The sequence below is a fragment of the Mycobacterium uberis genome, assembly GCF_003408705.1.
Classification (GTDB): domain Bacteria; phylum Actinomycetota; class Actinomycetes; order Mycobacteriales; family Mycobacteriaceae; genus Mycobacterium; species Mycobacterium uberis.
Map to the genome: position 1 here is coordinate 455,404 of NZ_QAYL01000001.1, position 17,314 is coordinate 472,717.

The following is a 17,314-nucleotide window of genomic DNA, read 5'->3' on the forward strand; positions in this document are numbered from 1 at the left end:
CTTCCCGTCTATGGCCCAACATGCAGCCAAGCCTCGACGACCTTGAGAGCGTCGACCGAGGCCCGCACGTTGTGCACCCGCACACCCCAAGCCCCGTATAGGGCGGCAAGTGCGGAAACCGCTGCGGTCGCGGTATCACATCCGTCCGGTGGTCGCACCGCGCCATCAGAACCAGCTAATAAGCTACCCAGGAACCGTTTACGCGAGGCGCCAAGTAGGACCGGGATCCCCGTGGCCACCAATTCCGGCAACGCATTCAGCAGCGCCCAATTGTGCTGTCCCGTCTTGGCGAATCCAAGCCCGGGATCGATTACTAGCTTTCCGGGGTCGACACCTGCAGCTACCGCCCGGTCAACGCCGGCCAGTAGGTCAGCGTGCACTTCGGCCACCACATCGCGGTAATGCGGAGCCTCATACGGTCGGTCGGCCGACACCGGTCGCCAGTGCATCAACACCCACGTAACACCGGCTTCAGCCACCAGAGCAGCCATCGCGGGATCGGCTCGCCCACCAGACACATCGTTGACGATCCGTGCACCACTTTGCAGCGCTGCCCGCGCAACGTCAGCACGCATAGTATCTATACTTACTGTAATGCCTTGCTCTGCAATCTTTTTGACGACAGTAACGACACGAGAGAGCTCAACTCGAGGGTCTATTCGAATAGCGCCGGGCCGAGTCGATTCACCGCCGACGTCGACAACCTCCGCGCCTTCCGCGGCCATTGCCAGACCGTGTTGTACAGCGTCGTCAGGATTAAGGTAATGCCCGCCATCCGAGAACGAATCATCAGTGACGTTCAGCACCCCGATAACCTGCACCAGCGCCGGGCTCACTTACGCAGAATGAGGTCGAGCACTTCGGCTCGAGAAGCAGCATCGGTTTTGAACTGACCTCGCACCGCCGACGTCGTCGTAACTGCACCGGGCTTGCGAACACCGCGCATTGCCATGCACAGATGCTCGGCCTCGACGACGACAATGACCCCACGTGGATCGAGCTTGCTCATCAAGGCGTCAGCGATCTGGCTGGTGAGCCGCTCTTGCACTTGCGGCCGCTTAGCATAGAGATCCACCAGCCGAGCGATCTTCGACAGGCCCGTCACTCTTCCGTCCTCACCCGGAATATAGCCGACGTGGGCCACACCGTGGAAGGACACCAGATGGTGTTCACAGGTGGAATACATCGGAATCTCTTTGACGATCACCAGTTCGTTATGTTCTTCATCAAACATGGTGTTCAGCACGGTTTGCGGGTCGGTGTAAAGCCCGGAGAACATCTCGCGGTACGCGCTCGCTACGCGAGCCGGGGTGCCGGCCAAACCCTCCCTATCCGGGTCCTCACCGATCGCATATAGCAACTCGCGAATCGCGGCCTCGGCACGTTGCTTGTCGAAAACCCGGATACACGGAACCGCGATGCTCTCCGATCCTAAATCCGTTAAGGCCATCGAATCCTCCGTTTCGTCAGCCGTGCGTCAGTGGGTTGGAGGGGCTAGCGCCCTCGTCCGGCTGTTCAGGCGACTTACCTGCGTCCGGGGCGGATTGACCAGGAGAAGGATAAGGCGGATAGGGCGGGCACGACGGATACGGAGGGTGGGCTTGGCCCGGATAACTGGGCGCTGGCTGCGGCCAATAGGGCGCCTGCGGGGGTTGCTGTGCAGGCGGATACCAGTAACCCGGCGACTGCTGCGGCGGCCACCCAGGCGCATGCCAACCCGCCGGAGCGCCATAGTCGGGTTGGGTAGGGCCATGCTGACGCTGACGGTCCCCAGCAGGTGAACCATTGGCACCGTGGCCAGGTCCGTCAGCATCCGACTTAACAGCTTGTTGCGCGGCCTCAGCAGCCTGTGAAGCCCGTGCGATGGCTGACTTGAACGCCGGTTCGGGGACCGGCTGGGGCCAAGGTTCGCCGCGTTCGATCGCCAGCTCGCCGGGTGTCTTTATAGGCGGCTTGTCCGACGGAATCCGCCCACCGAAATCGTCGAACATGGTAAGCCGGGGCCGTTTTTCGACGCCAGCGAAGATCCCCTCCAGCTCCGATCGGTGCAGGGTTTCTTTGTCCAGCAGTTCGCCGGCCAGGGTGTCGAGCACATCACGGTACTCAGTGAGAATCTCCCACGCCTCGGTATGTGCGGCTTCAATAAGCTTTCGAACCTCATCATCGATGTCTCGGGCGACTTCGTGGGAGTAAACCGCCTGAGTTCCCATAGTCCGACCGAGGAACGGATCCCCGTGCTCGGAGCCATACTTGACCGCACCAAGTTTGGAGCTCATACCAAATTCAGTGACCATTGAGCGCGCGATTTTGGTGGCCTGCTCAATATCCGATACCGCACCGGTCGTCGGCTCGCGGAACACCAGTTCCTCGGCAGCGCGTCCACCCATCGCAAACACCAGCTGCGCGATCATTTCCGAGCGGGTACGCAGACCCTTGTCTTCCTCGGGCACCGCCACCGCGTGCCCGCCGGTACGTCCTCGAGCCAGAATCGTCACCTTGTAGATCGGCTCGATATCGGGCATCGCCCAAGCCGCCAAGGTGTGCCCACCCTCATGATAAGCTGTGATTTTCTTTTCCTGCTCGCTGATGATACGACCCTTGCGACGCGGCCCGCCGATCACCCGGTCCACCGCCTCCTCCAAGGCGGGTCCGGCGATGACAGTGCCGTTCTCTCGGGCGGTCAACAGCGCCGCCTCGTTGATGACGTTAGCCAGATCCGCACCGGTCATGCCGACCGTGCGCTTGGCAAGTCCATCGAGATCGGCATCGTCGGCGATCGGCTTGCCCTTGGAATGCACTCTTAAGACAGCCCGACGACCTGCCAGATCAGGGTTGGACACCGGGATCTGCCGGTCGAAGCGGCCGGGCCTTAGCAGCGCAGGGTCCAAGATATCGGGCCGGTTGGTGGCCGCGATCAAGATAACGCCCGCCCGATCGCCGAAACCGTCCATCTCGACCAGCAACTGGTTCAGTGTTTGCTCGCGCTCGTCATGGCCACCACCGAGCCCGGCGCCACGCTGACGGCCCACCGCGTCGATCTCGTCTACGAAGACGATGCACGGGCTGTTTTGCTTAGCCTGGTCAAACAGATCTCTTACGCGTGAGGCGCCAACGCCGACGAACATCTCAACGAAGTCGGAGCCGGAGATGGTAAAAAAGGGAACACCTGCTTCACCCGCGACAGCACGGGCCAGCAACGTTTTACCGGTACCCGGCGGCCCGTAGAGCAGCACACCCTTGGGGATCTTCGCGCCGAGCGCCTGGTACCGACTGGGGTTTTGCAGGAAGTCTTTGATCTCGTAGAGCTCCTCGACCGCCTCATCGACGCCGGCGACGTCGGCGAAGGTAGTCTTAGGCATATCTTTAGAAAGTTGCTTGGCGCGTGACTTGCCGAATCCGAAGCCCATTCGAGCGCCACCCTGCATGCGGGAGAACATCACAAACAGGCCTACCAGCAAAAGCAGCGGCAGCACGTAAACGAGCAACTCACCCAGAATGCTGCCTTCGTTGACGACGGTGCTGACCTTTGCGTTCTTAGCACTCAGCGCGTTGAACAGATTGACCCCATACCCGGTGGGGTATTTGGTGATGACCTTGTCGGAGCCATCGGTGTCGTTGTTGCCTTTCTTCAAGGTCAACCGCAGCTGCTGCTCCCGGTCATCGATCTGCACGCTCTTGACATTGTCGCCGTTGATCTGAGCCATTGCCACCGAGGTGTCAACGGGCTTGTAACCGCGAGTGTCGTCGCTGAAATAGAAGAACGACCAGCCGAGCAACACCACTATGGCGATCGCTGTAACCGTGCGGATCACGTTTCTTCGGTTCATCAAGCATCGGCCGTGCTGGCCAGGTTCCTTCCCCGATACACGCAGCTAGAAAAGTTCAGGCTACCGTCAACGGTGATCACTAGCTCGGGCGGAGCCGAACGCAGTGGGTCACCACCAGCTTGCTCAGACCAAGAACCGGCAGTTACCTAGCCTAGGTGACGAAACGCCAGGCGAATTCACCCTGAGTGCACAGTCGACTGCCTAGCCGCACACACCGACTAGGCTAACCGCAAAGGAATACAAGTCCTTCTCAGCCTGGTGCCATTGTGATTTGGTGAGACGATGCGTTCAAATCGACTGGGAACCGAACGATACATAAATACCAATAACGTGCAGCTACGGGTAATCGAGGCCGGGGATCGCGGCGCACCAGTGGTGGTACTGGCCCACGGCTTTCCCGAACTGGCCTACTCGTGGCGGCACCAAATTCCGGTCCTCGCCGAGGCCGGCTACCATGTCCTAGCTCCAGATCAGCGAGGTTACGGCGGCTCGTCTCGTCCAGATGCGGTGGAAGCTTACACCATCCACGAGCTGACCGCCGACATCGTTGGTCTGCTCGACAATGTTGATGCCCAGCAGGCGGTCTGGATTGGTCACGATTGGGGTGCTGTCGTGGTATGGAACGCGTCACTCCTACACCCCGACCGCGTCGCCGCGGTCGCCGGGTTGAGTGTGCCGGCACTGCCGCGCGCGCGGGTGCCCCCGACACAGGCGTTCCGCCGGACATTCGGGGAGAACTTTTTTTATATGTTATATTTTCAGGAGTTAGGTGTTGCTGATGCCGAACTCAGCGGCGACCCTGCACGCGCAATGCGCCGAATGATGGGCGCCATGCGCACATCATTCGGCGACCAGAGCGAAGCGACACGGATGGCCGCCCCCGGTCCGGAAGGCTTTATCGATCGGCTTCCAGAACCGGACCAGCTGCCGTACTGGATCAGTCAAGAGGAACTCGACCACTATGTCAGCGAATTTTCCCGCACCGGGTTCACCGGCGGCTTGAACTGGTATCGCAATTTTGACCGCAATTGGGAGACCACCGCTGAACTCGCTGGCGCCACTATCTCCGTGCCGTCGTTGTTTATCGCCGGAACTGCCGACCCGGTATCGACATTCATCCGCACCGACCGCACTTCAGAGGTGATCGCCGGCCCATACCGCCAAGTAACGATCGATGGAGCGGGGCACTGGCTACAGCAGGAACGACCCGAGCAAGTGAACGCCACCTTGTTGGATTTCCTCAATGGATTGAAGTTGCGGTGAGTGCACCTCACCGTTTCAGCGCTTTCATCACGTCGTTTCATCCAATCGTCCAATCTCCCACGGTGAGGTTGCACTACTTATATTTATATGGAGCGTGGTGCTGCACTAGCTCTCCTGGGGTTCGATTAGGCGTGGTTCAACGAACACCACTCCGGTGGCTACGAGAGTGATCGCGCGCGGAAGTGTTCATCGCCAGCACAGCGGAGCGTACCGAACACATGTGGTGCGACAGCGGAACTCTACCACCACCCTCTGATTATGCTGATTATGGTAAACTATCCTCAGTAGGACTGGATTATGTTTGGCCCCGATTTTGGTGTGCTGCCGTAAAACGCTTATATGATTTGGATATCGATCAAATTGAGCAACGAAGAATAGTACAATAGTTGATCGACGCGATCTTAGCGCCATTTTGTACTGCATCCGCTAAGCGAGTCGAACGCCACTTCGATTGATTCACCTTGCACTACACACAATTACATATCCGTCCCTGCATTATACCTAACCCGAAAATCGCTATAACAACAATGATTTCGCCGTCCGATCCACACCTGGCCGAAGTACTGAGCACGTTATTGCTCTCATTGTCGATGTCTATATCCGGAGGCTATGCTGCTCTAGAAACTCTTGGGAAGTAGTGCGCAAGTGGACAACCAAATCGGCCAGGAACGAACCGGGCCGGGATAATGAGTGTGTTCTGAAAATTATGAATATTGCGAAAATTCGCGGCCAGGCTATTGACAACTGCATCTATGGATTGTAATAACTCGCCAAATTATTACAGCGTGGTGAAATTCGTTCCACTTGCCAACACAGTCGACGGCACGCAAAGAACTAATTAGTTTGTCAAAGCCTACGCGACTGCTATACTAGCATACTCGACTACGCGATCACACATATTGAAGACCTACTCGAACGGTCTGATGATTTCCGAACGATGCTGTTGCTCAGCCATGACTGTGCCTCGTCCCAAGCGACGCACCACTGCTATGACCTGTTCACCCGCAACGTGATTCCCTATTTGAAGGGACAACTAAAAGTATCGCAATCTTCTCACGATTTGGCTAAAGGCAAACATGACCAATTGATGGGCTGCGTTGATGGGTCGATCGTGAAAGCTATCACCGAACATCTGGAAAGTGAGACGAACTGATGTGCACCGCAGTGCTTGGAATAGACGCATGCTTTCCTGGTACGACGTGCTCGAACCGACATCCAGACCCAGTCAGGTGTTGGTCAACGTGCAGCCGTGTGGAATCTACAGCACTGAAATGCATTTCGCTGATATACTGATGCTAGCCGAGTGGATCGCACGTGATTCAGGCAGCATGCACGTCGATTTGAGCCGCGATGTCTTCATGGGCCACGAATCCAGTGCCGAGGTGCTCGAAGCCGAGACCGATACCGAAAACTATCTCCCGAAAACCGGGGTTACATCAATTCCGGCACTGCTGTCCGCCAACGGCATCAAACCAAATTCTCTCGAAGAGTAACACGATCAGCGTAGCCGCTGATCGTGCTACTGTTCCGCACCGCTTTTGCTGACCATCCTCAACGGCCTAGATCTCAAACCACGCGGCGCTGACCGAACCCATCGCAGTAAAGTTTAGACGCCGTTAACAAATCCAACACCACACCCGGTGAAACTGCCCTAGTGTTTAGTTCCAGTCCGATTGGCCTGGCAATCATCGCAACCTTTGCCGTACGTTACATCGAAATCATTGTGATATAACATTTTTCACCTCAATCGACGCGGGCTAGCCGACATTATGGACACGCACCGAACTCAGGAGCAGCCACTGTACATCGATATCTTTAGTGATCACCAAAGAGATCAGCCTGCAAGTGATGTTCGTAGACCATCCAGACGAGTTCACCGACTCGCTATGTGCGATCGCCGATGGCGACATCGATGCCACTCCGTGGATTACTTAATGAGGTCGAGCTGGACGCGGTAGGCTCGGCCTTCGAGGAGTTGGCAGAACCAGAGCGGCACTGCAAGATTCTAGTTAGTTTGTAAGGTTTACTTGCGCTGCTGACGTTACCGGAACTGGCACCTCTAATGAGGCCGCCCGGCTTGTTCACTATAGATCGCGGTTCCGCTTTCGGTGCCTTTGGAGCGGCATCCGGAACAGTTTTCAGTACGGCCTTCGACACCGCCCCACCAGCTGGACTCTGTGCCGTGTCGTTCGCACTGATTTCACTGTTGTCGGCGACCACGGCCTTGGTTCTGGCCGCCTCGGCGACTTTATACACTTTTGCGGCTACCGATCGAAGCTTGGGCAAAGTGCTGATGCATAGCGCTGATTGCCTGATATGCCTGGGCATGGGCGACGCACACGGCCGCCACTACCAACCGACACCTGGTCCGCTCCCGCTAGTAGCACACAGCTGATCGGGACGACCGCAATCATGTTAGCTGCGTTCACCGCGGAGTCAATCGCCTCTAGCTGCGCAATCGTCACTGCTAGCAACCCTGGCTAAGCCATCACAAACGCCATGTGGTTCCAGTGACGGTGACCAGCAAAGTCCGTCATATCCAGATGCCCAGATGTAGTTCATACATAGGACTCTATAATCAGGGCATATGATTTCTATCTAGTTATAAGCAATTCATTCTCGATCTAGTCCGCAGTATCGCCGGGGTGGTTCTTTAAGTGAACGGCTAAGGCCGACGCTACGGTGACGACAGGCGCATAAACACCGACGACTAAATACCACGCGTACGGCTCGCTCATACCCAGCCCACCTTAGCCGACTCCAAGTGGTATACTTAGATGATTAACCCTGTACTGAGATTGGGTCCACCTGGGACCAACAGAACTGTCGACGCTGGCCATACAGAAACTGACGCTTTGGTATCTTTTGGCTGTGGATGTTGGTCTGCTCATAAATAATCTGGACAGATACGGCCCAAATCGGTGACGAAATTATGACAGGTCGTCAAACTGGTGCCGTTCAAAAAATTCGCAGCAGCAAACACTTGCGCACGATGGCATGGTATTTGGTTTCCCTAGAGGCGGTCTATGGAGCGGGGATAGTAGCCTTAGAGGCATCAACATCGCTGAACTGATAATTAAGCTTTCCTAGTGCGTCAATGGGTTTGAATGGTTAACTAGTTACCCAAGGCCTGCTGGGAGGCGTGCTCTTGTTGCTCATAGCCGATTGAGCGTCGCGCTAAGCCATCACGTATCTCGTGCAGCACAGTTACGCTAGTGTGAAACACTTGAATTCATCTGCCTCATGGTGCCATAAGACGTCGTCCGCGCGGTTCTATTCCAACCCGCAATATTCAGCGACGACGTCCACATCTTGTGGGCTTCGCCCGCACACGATCTGAACATGTACCTCATAAGAGGACCCCGTACATTCTACATCGTCTGTAAAGCTATACATAAAATTTACGGTCATGGAAATATCTCTATTATAAAGAATCGATGAATCCTACAGTTAATACTAGTAACTCAAAACCCGTTGTCCCTTCCGCTATCCGACCAAACGCAAAAGTACGCTGAGACCGATCAAGACCTTCACCATAGCCGCACTTCGTACCCGCGACCGTGGCAGCGAGAATACCTGCGCTGACTGACCACCTTCTGGACGACGCCCGCCACGTTGCTGATAGCAACCTGACAGCCACAACCACCCTGGCCAATCACCCCCGCACCCCCAACAATCTACTCGCGCTGGTCGTGGCCGGCACCGGTGCCATTGAGGCCAGCTCAGTAACCGACGTCGATGCTGCTTGGTAAGCAGCATCACTGCAGTGTCTTCAACCCACACCTGGCCATACTGGGCTTCGTTATTAGCAATCGCCGAAGTGTTTATCCCCAGCACGTTGATCGACACCAGCTGCGCCAATAACTCCCGATGGCCGTAACTACCACCAGCGGCACTATCGCCGCAAAAGCCAGGCCTCATAAGCCGTCGCTGCCGCAGGTGCCTGTACCCAGCCTGCTCGGCCTGATCAGCGGTGCTATGCATCCACACCACACACGGAGCAAACGCGGTGGCCATCGAACATCAACGACGGACACTGCTACCTCGCATCAGCAAGGTTCACAATCGCCGACCCATAGCCAAAAGCGGCCAAGCGCAGTTCATGGGCGAACTCATTCCAGACCATTACCGCACCCAATTAAGACGCCGGCCCGTTATCCGCATACACCGCAGCGAAATTAACCTCAGGTGGGCCACGCCGAAAAATCCATAGTTATGGCTAAATCTCTTTTCAGTAAAGAGTTTCCGATGCAATACCCGGGCTACTGCGAGCCCAACAAACCCCGAAAATTAGCCAACAACAGCTCGCCGTACGAGCTCAACCAACTCGGCAGAGGTCCACCTTTCAGGAGACAGCCAGTGCCGTAGAAACCAGGAGCGGAATACACACTGCCATAACCGTAACCACGAAACCCACCGTGAGCAACGCTGGCAGCACTGGTGATGTTCGCGGTATCGACGCGCTCTGGTAGGCGTTGACGGTAACACCTAGGACCTGCACAAAAGCTTTCATGGATCGCATTGACCGCAACACTAATCGACTGGTACAGCTCGTCGTAGCTAGTGAACTGCGCGACGGTAGCCGCCAGCACCGAGTCTGCTGCTTCCGGAATCACCGCGATGATCGGAAACGCCAAGACAACGTTGACCGTATCGCCGCATGAATCATCTGCAACTGATCAGCCACGACACGATCGCTTCCGGCAGTGTGGTCAGAAACGACATCCTATTCTCCTTCCGATACACAGTGATACCGAAAGTCGACACTAGTAGGATTTTTCCACTCTTGTTCAGGCGAATAAATAGCATGCTTTATATATTAGGCTATCTATTTAGGAATTATAGTCGATTTATTTAGATTTCCTGTTTTTAATCAGCGAATCGCTAGCTAGTAGTGTTTCACCGGCTTTATAGCATCTGATTATGCGAAGTAGATGCTCACACCAAGTGGGGATTGAAACGCCTGCTCAAGGAGACTCTGAATCGTGACATCACCATCAAACAACTGCACGATGCCTGTGATGTCCACCAAAGACCGCTGATATGGAGACGCCGGACAAACCAACGCCGACGACTTCCCCGACGCCAAGGAAGTCTGCTGCGCCATCCACACACTCTGACTCAGCGCTGCCTGGCTACAAGTCGAACTCAGCTTCATCATCCCCTAAGATGTGCATGAAACCCTAGACGGACCCCAATCTCCTGACCCGTCTCAAGTCAACGAGTGCTGCAAAATCCGACCATAGAGCACACAAACCAATAGGCAACTGTCCCAGCCGCATTGATCTACAGGTTTTGTCGGACACCGTATCTATAACTAAAAACATGTTTGACCAAATGTCTGATTAAGTCGCGATTCGTGGTCTGCATCCAACCGCATTGATCGCCATAATCGAGTCCGCACACCGACTCGAATCTGCCCGTGGCGGCTTGGCGGATGACTACCATGGCGACATCGAACGACCACCACTAAGCGAGCTGAACGCCAGTGCGGGTATGCGGTGATCGACGGATTCGAGCAAACCACCGCCGAGATGGTTGCTGCAATGAGCCTGTTCCCCAATGGCAGCCAGCTAACTGGTATCGGATACCGAAACGGTGGATCAAAGGTTGCCATAGGTTAGTGCCCTACTAGCGGCCCAGTGCAATTGATCATCAGCAGCACCGACCTGCTCACTGACACTGAGTTGATCACCAAGACTGACATGTCGCCGGCCACGCATATGGCAACTGACACGGCCATTCGCGGCAGCACATCATTAACGCAATCGACACTGCGGTGTGCGCTGATAGATGTCGACGCCGCTCGGGAGCGCTGTCTTGCCGCCTAAGACGGCCTTCGCATCATAATCAATGCTCTCGACAATTTTGGATGGCTGAAGTTTACGGCCCAGCCGCCGCTGTGGCCATGCCGGCCTTTGACCGCCGACTTTCACAGCTCGCTAGTAGGTGTGTCCGGCCGACCCGCGAACACTGGATCAGCGCCGGGCAAAAGCACTAGCAGCGCTAACCCAGAACTACCGCCCGGCTTGTAGCTGCGGACAAGGTGATTGCCCCAATCAAGCTAGCAATGGTGAAACCGGACGCTATACAAGTGGAGCATAAGTGGTGATCAATGCTACTGCCAACGACCAAACCATCAATGACAACAGCGCTGCACCTGGATACCTGGAGGATTACGGGGGTCGTCGACGCTGTGCAAGTTCGTCGTTTGGCTGCCACCGCATCATTACGATTTGCCTATCTGCCTACCAGTTCAGCTGAATCGCTGCGTTACCAACTGTTGTCGCTCGAACGTGCCGTCCGTTACCGGTATCTGGCCTTTAGCATCTCTGGATGCAGCCGCCTGGCCATCATCTGTGATATTTACCACACCATTTCGTTCAACCGCCAAGCTACCGCCACAGGAAGATTGGCGATGTTGAATAATCTCAAATAGCTTTAACATTCCATGGAGGCTGGCGCGACACACAACTAGCTGACAGCACCGTCATCTGGACCTCACTAACCGAGCGGTCTTATCGGACTCTTTCCCTGCTAGTGCTGGCCTTTTCCCAGCCGCACGGCCCGGTATGCGCCGCACCGGCCCCTAAGTAGATGAACCAGTTCACAGCAACGCAGCGCCTGAATTACGCAGGCGTATAAGCATAACCGAAAGAAAAGACCTATCCAGGAGAACCACCGACCCCCTAAAGCATACCCGTAAATAGGAAATCGCTGCACGTGTATTTCAAAACCACACGCACGACATGATTTTTCTCTTCAAAGGCACACCCAGTACCAGCCGCCCTTAACTGTAACTGGGTGCACGAACCTTGAGAGCTGGAAGAGCTATCTCCGGACTGAGCACCCGACGAACTAGATCCGTTGCCGGACAACCCGCCCTTCTAAGAACCGCTGATTCAAGTTCTACCAAACCGCTAGGGTGCCATGCATGCCGATTTACATCGAGCGCTCCGAGGTTTGCCCATAAGCCGATTACTGTTGCTGGCTTGTCCGTCATCTTGCTGTCGATATGCGACAAGCACAATCCCGCACTACCCGAGGCGAATTTGCGTCAGGCTACCGTCGTTAGGGCAGGGCAAGTCCAAGACGTCTCGTACACTTTGACCGCCAACATAATTATCGGGTTCACTGAACCTGACATCACCACCGCGATGAACCAGGCCGATGAGTCATCAGTGCGTTGGCGAGCACCAAATGGACCGTAAAAACATCAACACCACCAAAGTAACTTTGCAGCTCGATTACAGCAGATCCGAGTTCGCCGACATCACTACTATCGCCAGCTATCATGCCAGCAACACAATCGAGGTCAAGATCCACCCGCCGGACATTGCATCAAAGATGATGGCCCTCATCGTCAGCGTCGGCGGCGACGCTATCCAGACTAGCTTGATCAGCTATACTCTATCAGGAACGACTCGCCAGTGGTGAAAGAGATACATGCGCAGGCCTTTTAGACGCCGAAAGTCGTGCCGACCAATACGCCTAGCTGTTGGGTCTACGGCTAAGACAGGCACTTTCTATCTCGGAGACCACCGGAAGCACACCCATAACCGGGATGCCGCCCGCCTCGCTATGGGACACAGAAGCCGTGCTATTGGAATCTGGCCAGCAGACAGCCAACTTCTTGGTGACCGCGGGCGGGAGCCAGACTAGCGTTATTGTTTTTCTACTGCTGGTAGACTCGGGGATCCAACATGCCGATATAGGGTAGATCCCGGTAACGTTCGTCGTAATCTAGTCCGTAACCCACGACGAAGTCGTTGGGAATGTCGAAACCCACATAGGTGATGTCGACGTTGGCGCCTACCGCGTCAGGCTTGCGCAGCAGTGTGCATACCTGTAGCGACCGCGGGCGGCGGGTGGCCAAGTTCCGTAGTAACCAAGACAAGGTCAAGCCGGAGTCAACGACATCCTCGACGATCAACACGTTGCGATTGTGGATATCACGATCAAGGTCCTTGAGGATCCGCACCACACCCGACGAAGATGTGGAAGATCCGTACGAACTAACAGCCATGAATTCGAACTGGGTAGGCAGTGGAATCGCACGCGCCAGATCGGTGACGAAGATCATCGCGCCCTTAAGCACAGTGATCAATAGCAGATCTTGACCACTAACGGCCGAAAGGTCACGGTGGTCGTTGCCGATTTGGGCGCCAAGCTCAGCAATGCGAGCCTGAATTTGCTCCTGGGTGAACATGACCAACTTGATATCGCCCGGGTACAGCTCTGCCGTCGGTCCGGGGTTAATCGCCGAGGAGCTCTGGGCCACAAACACAGCGTGCCATGTCGTCCCGCGAAAAACCAACGGCGGGCCCGGCATCAGGACCTGCTACGGGCCGCTAGGCAGGCTCATGTCGCAATGTCAGTACACCATTGTACCGGCCGGCGATCAAACGCTGTCCACGCAAGGCGGACCCCACCGCCACCCCGCCTTGCCCGCGCCACGCGGTGACTAGAGTGTCCACTCCACGGATTTGCTTGTCGGTCAGCCCAGTCGCTCCGCCGGCCAACAACCAGCCACGGATCACCCGACGTCGAACCGCATCGGGCAGTGCCGCTAGAATCCGTGCATGTAACCCCGATCCGACCCGGACATCAGGCAGCGCCTGTACGGCGAGTGTGTCGATCAGTTCGGTGTCCTCGCGCAACGCCGTCGCAGTGCGAGCTAACGCCTCGGCGACCCCACCGCCCAGCACGTCCTCCAACAGCGGCAATACCTCCAAGCGCAGCCGAGTTCGAGTATAACGGCGGTCGGTGTTGTGCGGATCCTGCCAGGCAGTTAAACCTAGCTCGCGGCACGCGGCACGCGGCACGCTGCGCCGCACACCCAGCAACGGCCGGCACCACGGCGGATCATGCGGTCGCATGCCGGCGATCGAACGCGCCCCGGAACCGCGGCCTAAACCCAGCAGCACCGTCTCGGCTTGATCGTCAAGTGTATGAGCTAACAGTACCGGGCTATCGCGATAGGCGCCCAACACAGTGTATCGGGCAGCGCGGGCCGCTGCCTCAGGCCCGCCTTTGGGGCCAAAAGGACGCCCCACTTGCACACAAAGCACTTGCGCATCAATACAGCCCAATGCAATGGCTTGCTTTCGAGCAGTCTCTGCAATACTGGCCGAGTCAGACTGCAAACCGTGATCCACGATCAACGCAGTCGTGGGGCGCAGCTGGGCCGCGACCGCAGTGAGCGCCAACGAATCCGGGCCGCCGGACAGCGCAGCGTACCACTGATCTTTGGCGATGAGATAGGTACCAGCGAACGCTTCGACAACCCTGCGCAGCTGCTTTACAGCACTCTGTCGATCCATTGTTGCGGGTCTTCGATCTCAGTGGGCGATGGCAGCGTTTCTGGGCCCGACCAGATCGTGTTGAACCGTGCCATTCCGACCCGGTCCACCACGTGATCGACGAACGCCTTGCCGCGGGTGTATTGATTGAGCTTGGCATCGAGGCCGAGCAGTGCACGCAGCAACCGCTGCAACGGCGGTTGCTTACGATGGCGACGATCGTCAAATCTACGACGGATCGTAGCCACAGACGGCACCACCATCGGACCGACCGCATCCATGACGTGGTCGGCATGGCCCTCTAATAACGTACCGAACACCAATAGCTGATCTAGGGCTGCGCGTTGTGGCTCAGACTGCACGGCGCGCATCATGCCCAGAACCCCCGACGCGTGAGCAGCGGAATTCTCCGCCGCGGATGACCCATTACTCCGACTGCGGACAAAGTCGGCGAGCCGACCCATCATCTGCCCGATGTCTTCACCGGTTTCTTGAGTCAACAAGCCCAGCGCCTTTGACATATATTCGGATAGCCACCGGTTGGCAGTGAACTGTACCCGGTGGGTCACTTCGTGCAGGCATACCCACAAGCGAAAATCGGAAGGCTCAACCCGCAGTTGACGCTCAACGGCAATTACATTAGGGTACACTAACAGTAAGCAGCCCTGTTTAGCGGCAGCGAATGGATCGTACTGGCCGAGGATCCCGGACGCTACAAATGCCAGCACCGCGCCTGTTTGTGCGCCAGTGATCCGGCCGGTGAACAATCCTGGTGGCTTGTCGGTTCCATTCGTCATCACCCGCATAGACTCGGCCGCCGCCCGCACCCATTCCGGCCGGTCGACGATACGCGCCGGGGGCACCACGCGGTCGGTGGCCAGGCCGGTAACATCGCGCACCAGCGGTTCGGCTTTCACTGCCGCACGGGCCAACTCGTCTATTACCTGGCGGCGAGTGTATTCGGAAGCCGGTGGACCGGAACGTGCCAGCCGCTCCCCCACGCTGGCCGCGAATCGCCAATCCACCGCGGTGCCGAGCGTGAACTCCGACGACGAGATCAGGGGAAGCGATGAAGTCACGTCGCGCACCCGCACGTCCACAGCCTGGTGGCAAGCGCGTCCAGAGCGGTGCGACCAGTCGGGCCAGCCTCGTTGGAGATAAACGCGAAGGTCAAAACCCGACCGCTACTGTCAGTAACGACCCCAACCAAAGAATTAATGGCGGTCAACGAGCCGGTCTTAGCCCGCAACCAGCCGGCCGGTCCCTGGTTGGTCGCCGGGTCGAGAAAGCGCTCCGACAACGTGCCACTGCCGCCGGCTATCGGGAGTAGATCCAGCAACGCCCGCAACGCCGGTTGATCCGGCCCTGCCGCCGCCTGCACCGCACCGTCGAGTGTCCTGGCGGTCAAACGATTGTCGACCGACAACCCGCTGGAATCCACCAGGGCAGCGCCGGTGGCGTCGATATGCGCGGCGCCTAACCGGTTGGTCACCGCATCGACCGCGCCGGCAAAGCTCAGTGGCCGGTTTATCGCAGCCGCCACCTCACGACCGATGCATTCGGCCAGCACGTTGTCGGAGTGGTCCATCATCTCGGATAGCCGCTGAGACAGCGGCGCTGACTGCACCACAGCCAGCTGCCGTGCCCCGGCTGGTGCCTTAGCGATTTTCACCGTACCAGGATCGACCCCCAAGGCCTTGGCCAGTTCCCGCCCCGCGTCCAGAGCCGGAGTGTGAGACCGTCGTGAATTGACGGTTGTCGGCTGTATACGCCCGGCGTCTATCATTGCCGACTCGATCGGAGCAATATCGCCGTTGTCCACATCGGCCGGATCCCAGCCCTGCGCCATCGTCGGACCGGTGAACAGCGAGGTATCTACCTGGACCGCCGTTGGCGTCACGCCGCTGCGATGAACCTGTTCGACAAGATCACTGATTCGCGGTGCACCCCGATACCAGGTACCCTGGCCAGGCGGCGCGGCCGACAGCGTCGGATCCCCAGCACCCACCAACACGACAGGCCCCTGGGCGTTCGGTCCGCCGGCCACCACCCGGGTGCTGATCCAGGCCTGGCGGTCCAGTGTCAACAGCGCCGCAGCTGCAGTCAGAATCTTAGTGGTCGACGCCGGCACCAACGGCATGTCATCTTGCTGCTGCCAAAGCTCCTTGGCGGTCATGGCATCGGTGACCCGACCCCCAAACCTACCCAAATTAGGATCTGCCATCGCCGCCGCCAGCGCCGCAGCCAACCCGCCGACGGTAGGTGCCGCAGCGGCCTCGATTACCGGGACCAATGCCGGCTTGACCGTCGGCGGCCGCGGAGGCGGCACCGGGGACCGTGCTCCATTAGTGTTGTGACCGTCCGCAGTAAAGACCGTTGCCGCCGCCACTACGGCGACAGCGAACACTAGCACGGCTAACCCGACGACTATGTAGGATTTCTGCCAGCGAATGGGACTCATGACCCTCCTGACTGTCTGACCCCATTCTGCCGAACCAACCGCCAGCCGAACGTCTCGGCTAGGGTGAACTCCGCGACGCAACAGACCTACCCTGGGCCCAGCTAGGATCCTTAAGGAGCTGACACGGTGCAATTTGATGTAACTATTGAAATTCCGAAGGGCCAACGAAACAAGTACGAGGTCGACCACGAGACGGGACGGGTGCGCCTAGACCGCTACCTGCACACCTCGATGGCCTATCCGACCGACTATGGCTTCATAGAAGACACCCTCGGTGAAGATGGCGACCCGCTGGATGCACTTGTGCTGCTACCGGAGCCGCTGTTCCCCGGCGTGCTAGTGGAGGCACGTCCAGTGGGTATGTTCCGGATGGTCGACGAGCACGGCAACGACGACAAGGTGTTGTGCGTTCCGGCTGGCGACCACCGATGGGATCACATCCAAGACATCGCTTGTGTTCC

General features: G+C 57.3%; 17 protein-coding genes and 3 pseudogenes. 9 read left to right on the top strand and 11 right to left on the bottom strand.

What is annotated here, in order from left to right; all coding sequences use genetic code 11:
• Positions 1-8: 8 nt before the first annotated feature.
• The 3 genes from folP to ftsH are packed head-to-tail and all read right to left on the bottom strand — an operon-like array spanning position 9 to position 3,827.
• Positions 9-836, bottom strand: a complete 828-nt coding sequence (gene folP, locus MUBE_RS01980) for a dihydropteroate synthase (RefSeq protein ID WP_116539259.1) — start codon at positions 834-836, stop codon at positions 9-11.
• Positions 833-1,450 (bottom strand): GTP cyclohydrolase I FolE, encoded by a 618-nt coding sequence (gene folE, locus MUBE_RS01985; protein ID WP_116539260.1) that lies wholly within the window; start codon positions 1,448-1,450, stop codon positions 833-835. Before folE ends, folP begins: the two co-directional genes overlap by 4 nt.
• Before the next feature lie 16 nt (positions 1,451-1,466).
• Positions 1,467-3,827: an ATP-dependent zinc metalloprotease FtsH gene (gene ftsH, locus MUBE_RS01990; protein WP_116539261.1), complete on the bottom strand. Its 2,361-nt coding sequence runs from the start codon at positions 3,825-3,827 to the stop codon at positions 1,467-1,469.
• Between the two features lie 282 nt (positions 3,828-4,109).
• Here ftsH and MUBE_RS01995 point away from each other — a divergent pair, with 282 nt between their 5' ends.
• The 3 genes and pseudogenes from MUBE_RS01995 (at position 4,110) to MUBE_RS16715 (ending at position 6,583) form a co-directional block, all read left to right on the top strand.
• Positions 4,110-5,090, top strand: a complete 981-nt coding sequence (locus MUBE_RS01995) for an alpha/beta fold hydrolase (protein WP_424399007.1) — start codon at positions 4,110-4,112, stop codon at positions 5,088-5,090.
• A pseudogene (locus tag MUBE_RS16710) lies at positions 5,087-6,243 on the top strand (LLM class flavin-dependent oxidoreductase). Before MUBE_RS01995 ends, MUBE_RS16710 begins: the two are co-directional and overlap by 4 nt.
• Before the next feature lie 28 nt (positions 6,244-6,271).
• On the top strand, positions 6,272-6,583 hold the full coding sequence (locus MUBE_RS16715) for an MDR/zinc-dependent alcohol dehydrogenase-like family protein (RefSeq protein ID WP_243632738.1): 312 nt from the start codon (positions 6,272-6,274) through the stop codon (positions 6,581-6,583).
• Positions 6,584-7,354: 771 nt separating this feature from the next.
• Here MUBE_RS16715 and MUBE_RS19685 read toward each other — a convergent pair.
• Positions 7,355-7,564, bottom strand: a complete 210-nt coding sequence (locus tag MUBE_RS19685) for a PE family protein (RefSeq protein ID WP_116539262.1) — start codon at positions 7,562-7,564, stop codon at positions 7,355-7,357.
• Positions 7,565-8,650: 1,086 nt separating this feature from the next.
• Here MUBE_RS19685 and MUBE_RS16725 point away from each other — a divergent pair.
• Positions 8,651-8,842, top strand: coding sequence for a hypothetical protein (locus MUBE_RS16725; protein ID WP_243632739.1), 192 nt, complete (start codon positions 8,651-8,653; stop codon positions 8,840-8,842).
• A gap of 16 nt (positions 8,843-8,858) precedes the next feature.
• On the opposite strand, the pseudogene MUBE_RS19690 reads toward MUBE_RS16725, so the two are convergent.
• The 3 genes and pseudogenes from MUBE_RS19690 to MUBE_RS02030 form a co-directional block, all read right to left on the bottom strand.
• A pseudogene (locus MUBE_RS19690) lies at positions 8,859-9,107 on the bottom strand (PPE domain-containing protein); the annotation flags it as partial.
• Between the two features lie 245 nt (positions 9,108-9,352).
• Positions 9,353-9,727, bottom strand: coding sequence for a PE family protein (locus tag MUBE_RS02025; protein ID WP_116539264.1), 375 nt, complete (start codon positions 9,725-9,727; stop codon positions 9,353-9,355).
• Between the two features lie 284 nt (positions 9,728-10,011).
• Positions 10,012-10,197, bottom strand: a complete 186-nt coding sequence (locus MUBE_RS02030; RefSeq protein ID WP_116539265.1) for a hypothetical protein — start codon at positions 10,195-10,197, stop codon at positions 10,012-10,014.
• A 535-nt stretch (positions 10,198-10,732) separates the two neighbouring features.
• Between MUBE_RS02030 and MUBE_RS16730 the strand changes: the two genes are divergently transcribed.
• The 4 genes and pseudogenes from MUBE_RS16730 to MUBE_RS19695 form a co-directional block, all read left to right on the top strand.
• The gene (locus MUBE_RS16730) at positions 10,733-10,921 is read left to right on the top strand and encodes a hypothetical protein (protein ID WP_243632740.1); all 189 of its coding nucleotides are present in this window, start codon (positions 10,733-10,735) and stop codon (positions 10,919-10,921) included.
• A gap of 118 nt (positions 10,922-11,039) precedes the next feature.
• A complete protein-coding gene (locus MUBE_RS16735) occupies positions 11,040-11,195 on the top strand; it encodes a DUF222 domain-containing protein (RefSeq protein ID WP_243632741.1) in 156 nt (51 codons plus the stop codon).
• Between the two features lie 91 nt (positions 11,196-11,286).
• Positions 11,287-11,529 carry a hypothetical protein gene (locus tag MUBE_RS16740; protein ID WP_243632742.1) on the top strand — a complete coding sequence of 81 codons (243 nt, stop codon included), beginning with the start codon at positions 11,287-11,289 and terminating at the stop codon, positions 11,527-11,529.
• 538 nt (positions 11,530-12,067) lie between these two features.
• Positions 12,068-12,732: pseudogene (locus MUBE_RS19695) on the top strand (SIMPL domain-containing protein); the annotation flags it as partial.
• 33 nt (positions 12,733-12,765) lie between these two features.
• On the opposite strand, the gene hpt reads toward MUBE_RS19695, so the two are convergent.
• Genes hpt through dacB form a run of 4 tightly spaced genes read right to left on the bottom strand, consistent with a single transcriptional unit; the run spans position 12,766 to position 16,853 of the window.
• Positions 12,766-13,422 carry a hypoxanthine phosphoribosyltransferase gene (hpt, locus tag MUBE_RS02045; protein ID WP_116539266.1) on the bottom strand — a complete coding sequence of 219 codons (657 nt, stop codon included), beginning with the start codon at positions 13,420-13,422 and terminating at the stop codon, positions 12,766-12,768.
• A gap of 19 nt (positions 13,423-13,441) precedes the next feature.
• Entirely contained in the window at positions 13,442-14,413 is a 972-nt protein-coding gene (gene tilS, locus MUBE_RS02050; protein ID WP_116539267.1) for a tRNA lysidine(34) synthetase TilS, read from the bottom strand.
• On the bottom strand, positions 14,392-15,453 hold the full coding sequence (locus MUBE_RS02055; RefSeq protein ID WP_116539311.1) for a zinc-dependent metalloprotease: 1,062 nt from the start codon (positions 15,451-15,453) through the stop codon (positions 14,392-14,394). The genes tilS and MUBE_RS02055 overlap by 22 nt, the downstream gene beginning before the upstream one ends.
• 14 nt (positions 15,454-15,467) lie before the next feature.
• Entirely contained in the window at positions 15,468-16,853 is a 1,386-nt protein-coding gene (gene dacB, locus MUBE_RS02060) for a D-alanyl-D-alanine carboxypeptidase/D-alanyl-D-alanine endopeptidase (RefSeq protein ID WP_116539268.1), read from the bottom strand.
• Positions 16,854-16,979: 126 nt separating this feature from the next.
• Here dacB and MUBE_RS02065 point away from each other — a divergent pair.
• The coding region (locus MUBE_RS02065; RefSeq protein WP_133297017.1) for an inorganic diphosphatase at positions 16,980-17,314 on the top strand (335 nt) is incomplete at its 3' end.

Excerpts from the sequence above, each read along its gene's own strand:
- folE (WP_116539260.1), bottom strand. The coding sequence starts at position 1,450 with ATGGCCTTAACGGATTTAGGATCGGAGAGCATCGCGGTTCCGTGTATC.
- ftsH (WP_116539261.1), bottom strand. The coding sequence starts at position 3,827 with ATGAACCGAAGAAACGTGATCCGCACGGTTACAGCGATCGCCATAGTG.
- MUBE_RS01995 (WP_424399007.1), top strand. The coding sequence starts at position 4,110 with ATGCGTTCAAATCGACTGGGAACCGAACGATACATAAATACCAATAAC.
- MUBE_RS16715 (WP_243632738.1), top strand. The coding sequence starts at position 6,272 with ATGCTTTCCTGGTACGACGTGCTCGAACCGACATCCAGACCCAGTCAG.
- MUBE_RS02030 (WP_116539265.1), bottom strand. The coding sequence starts at position 10,197 with ATGGCGCAGCAGACTTCCTTGGCGTCGGGGAAGTCGTCGGCGTTGGTT.
- hpt (WP_116539266.1), bottom strand. The coding sequence starts at position 13,422 with ATGCCGGGCCCGCCGTTGGTTTTTCGCGGGACGACATGGCACGCTGTG.
- tilS (WP_116539267.1), bottom strand. The coding sequence starts at position 14,413 with ATGGATCGACAGAGTGCTGTAAAGCAGCTGCGCAGGGTTGTCGAAGCG.
- dacB (WP_116539268.1), bottom strand. The coding sequence starts at position 16,853 with ATGAGTCCCATTCGCTGGCAGAAATCCTACATAGTCGTCGGGTTAGCC.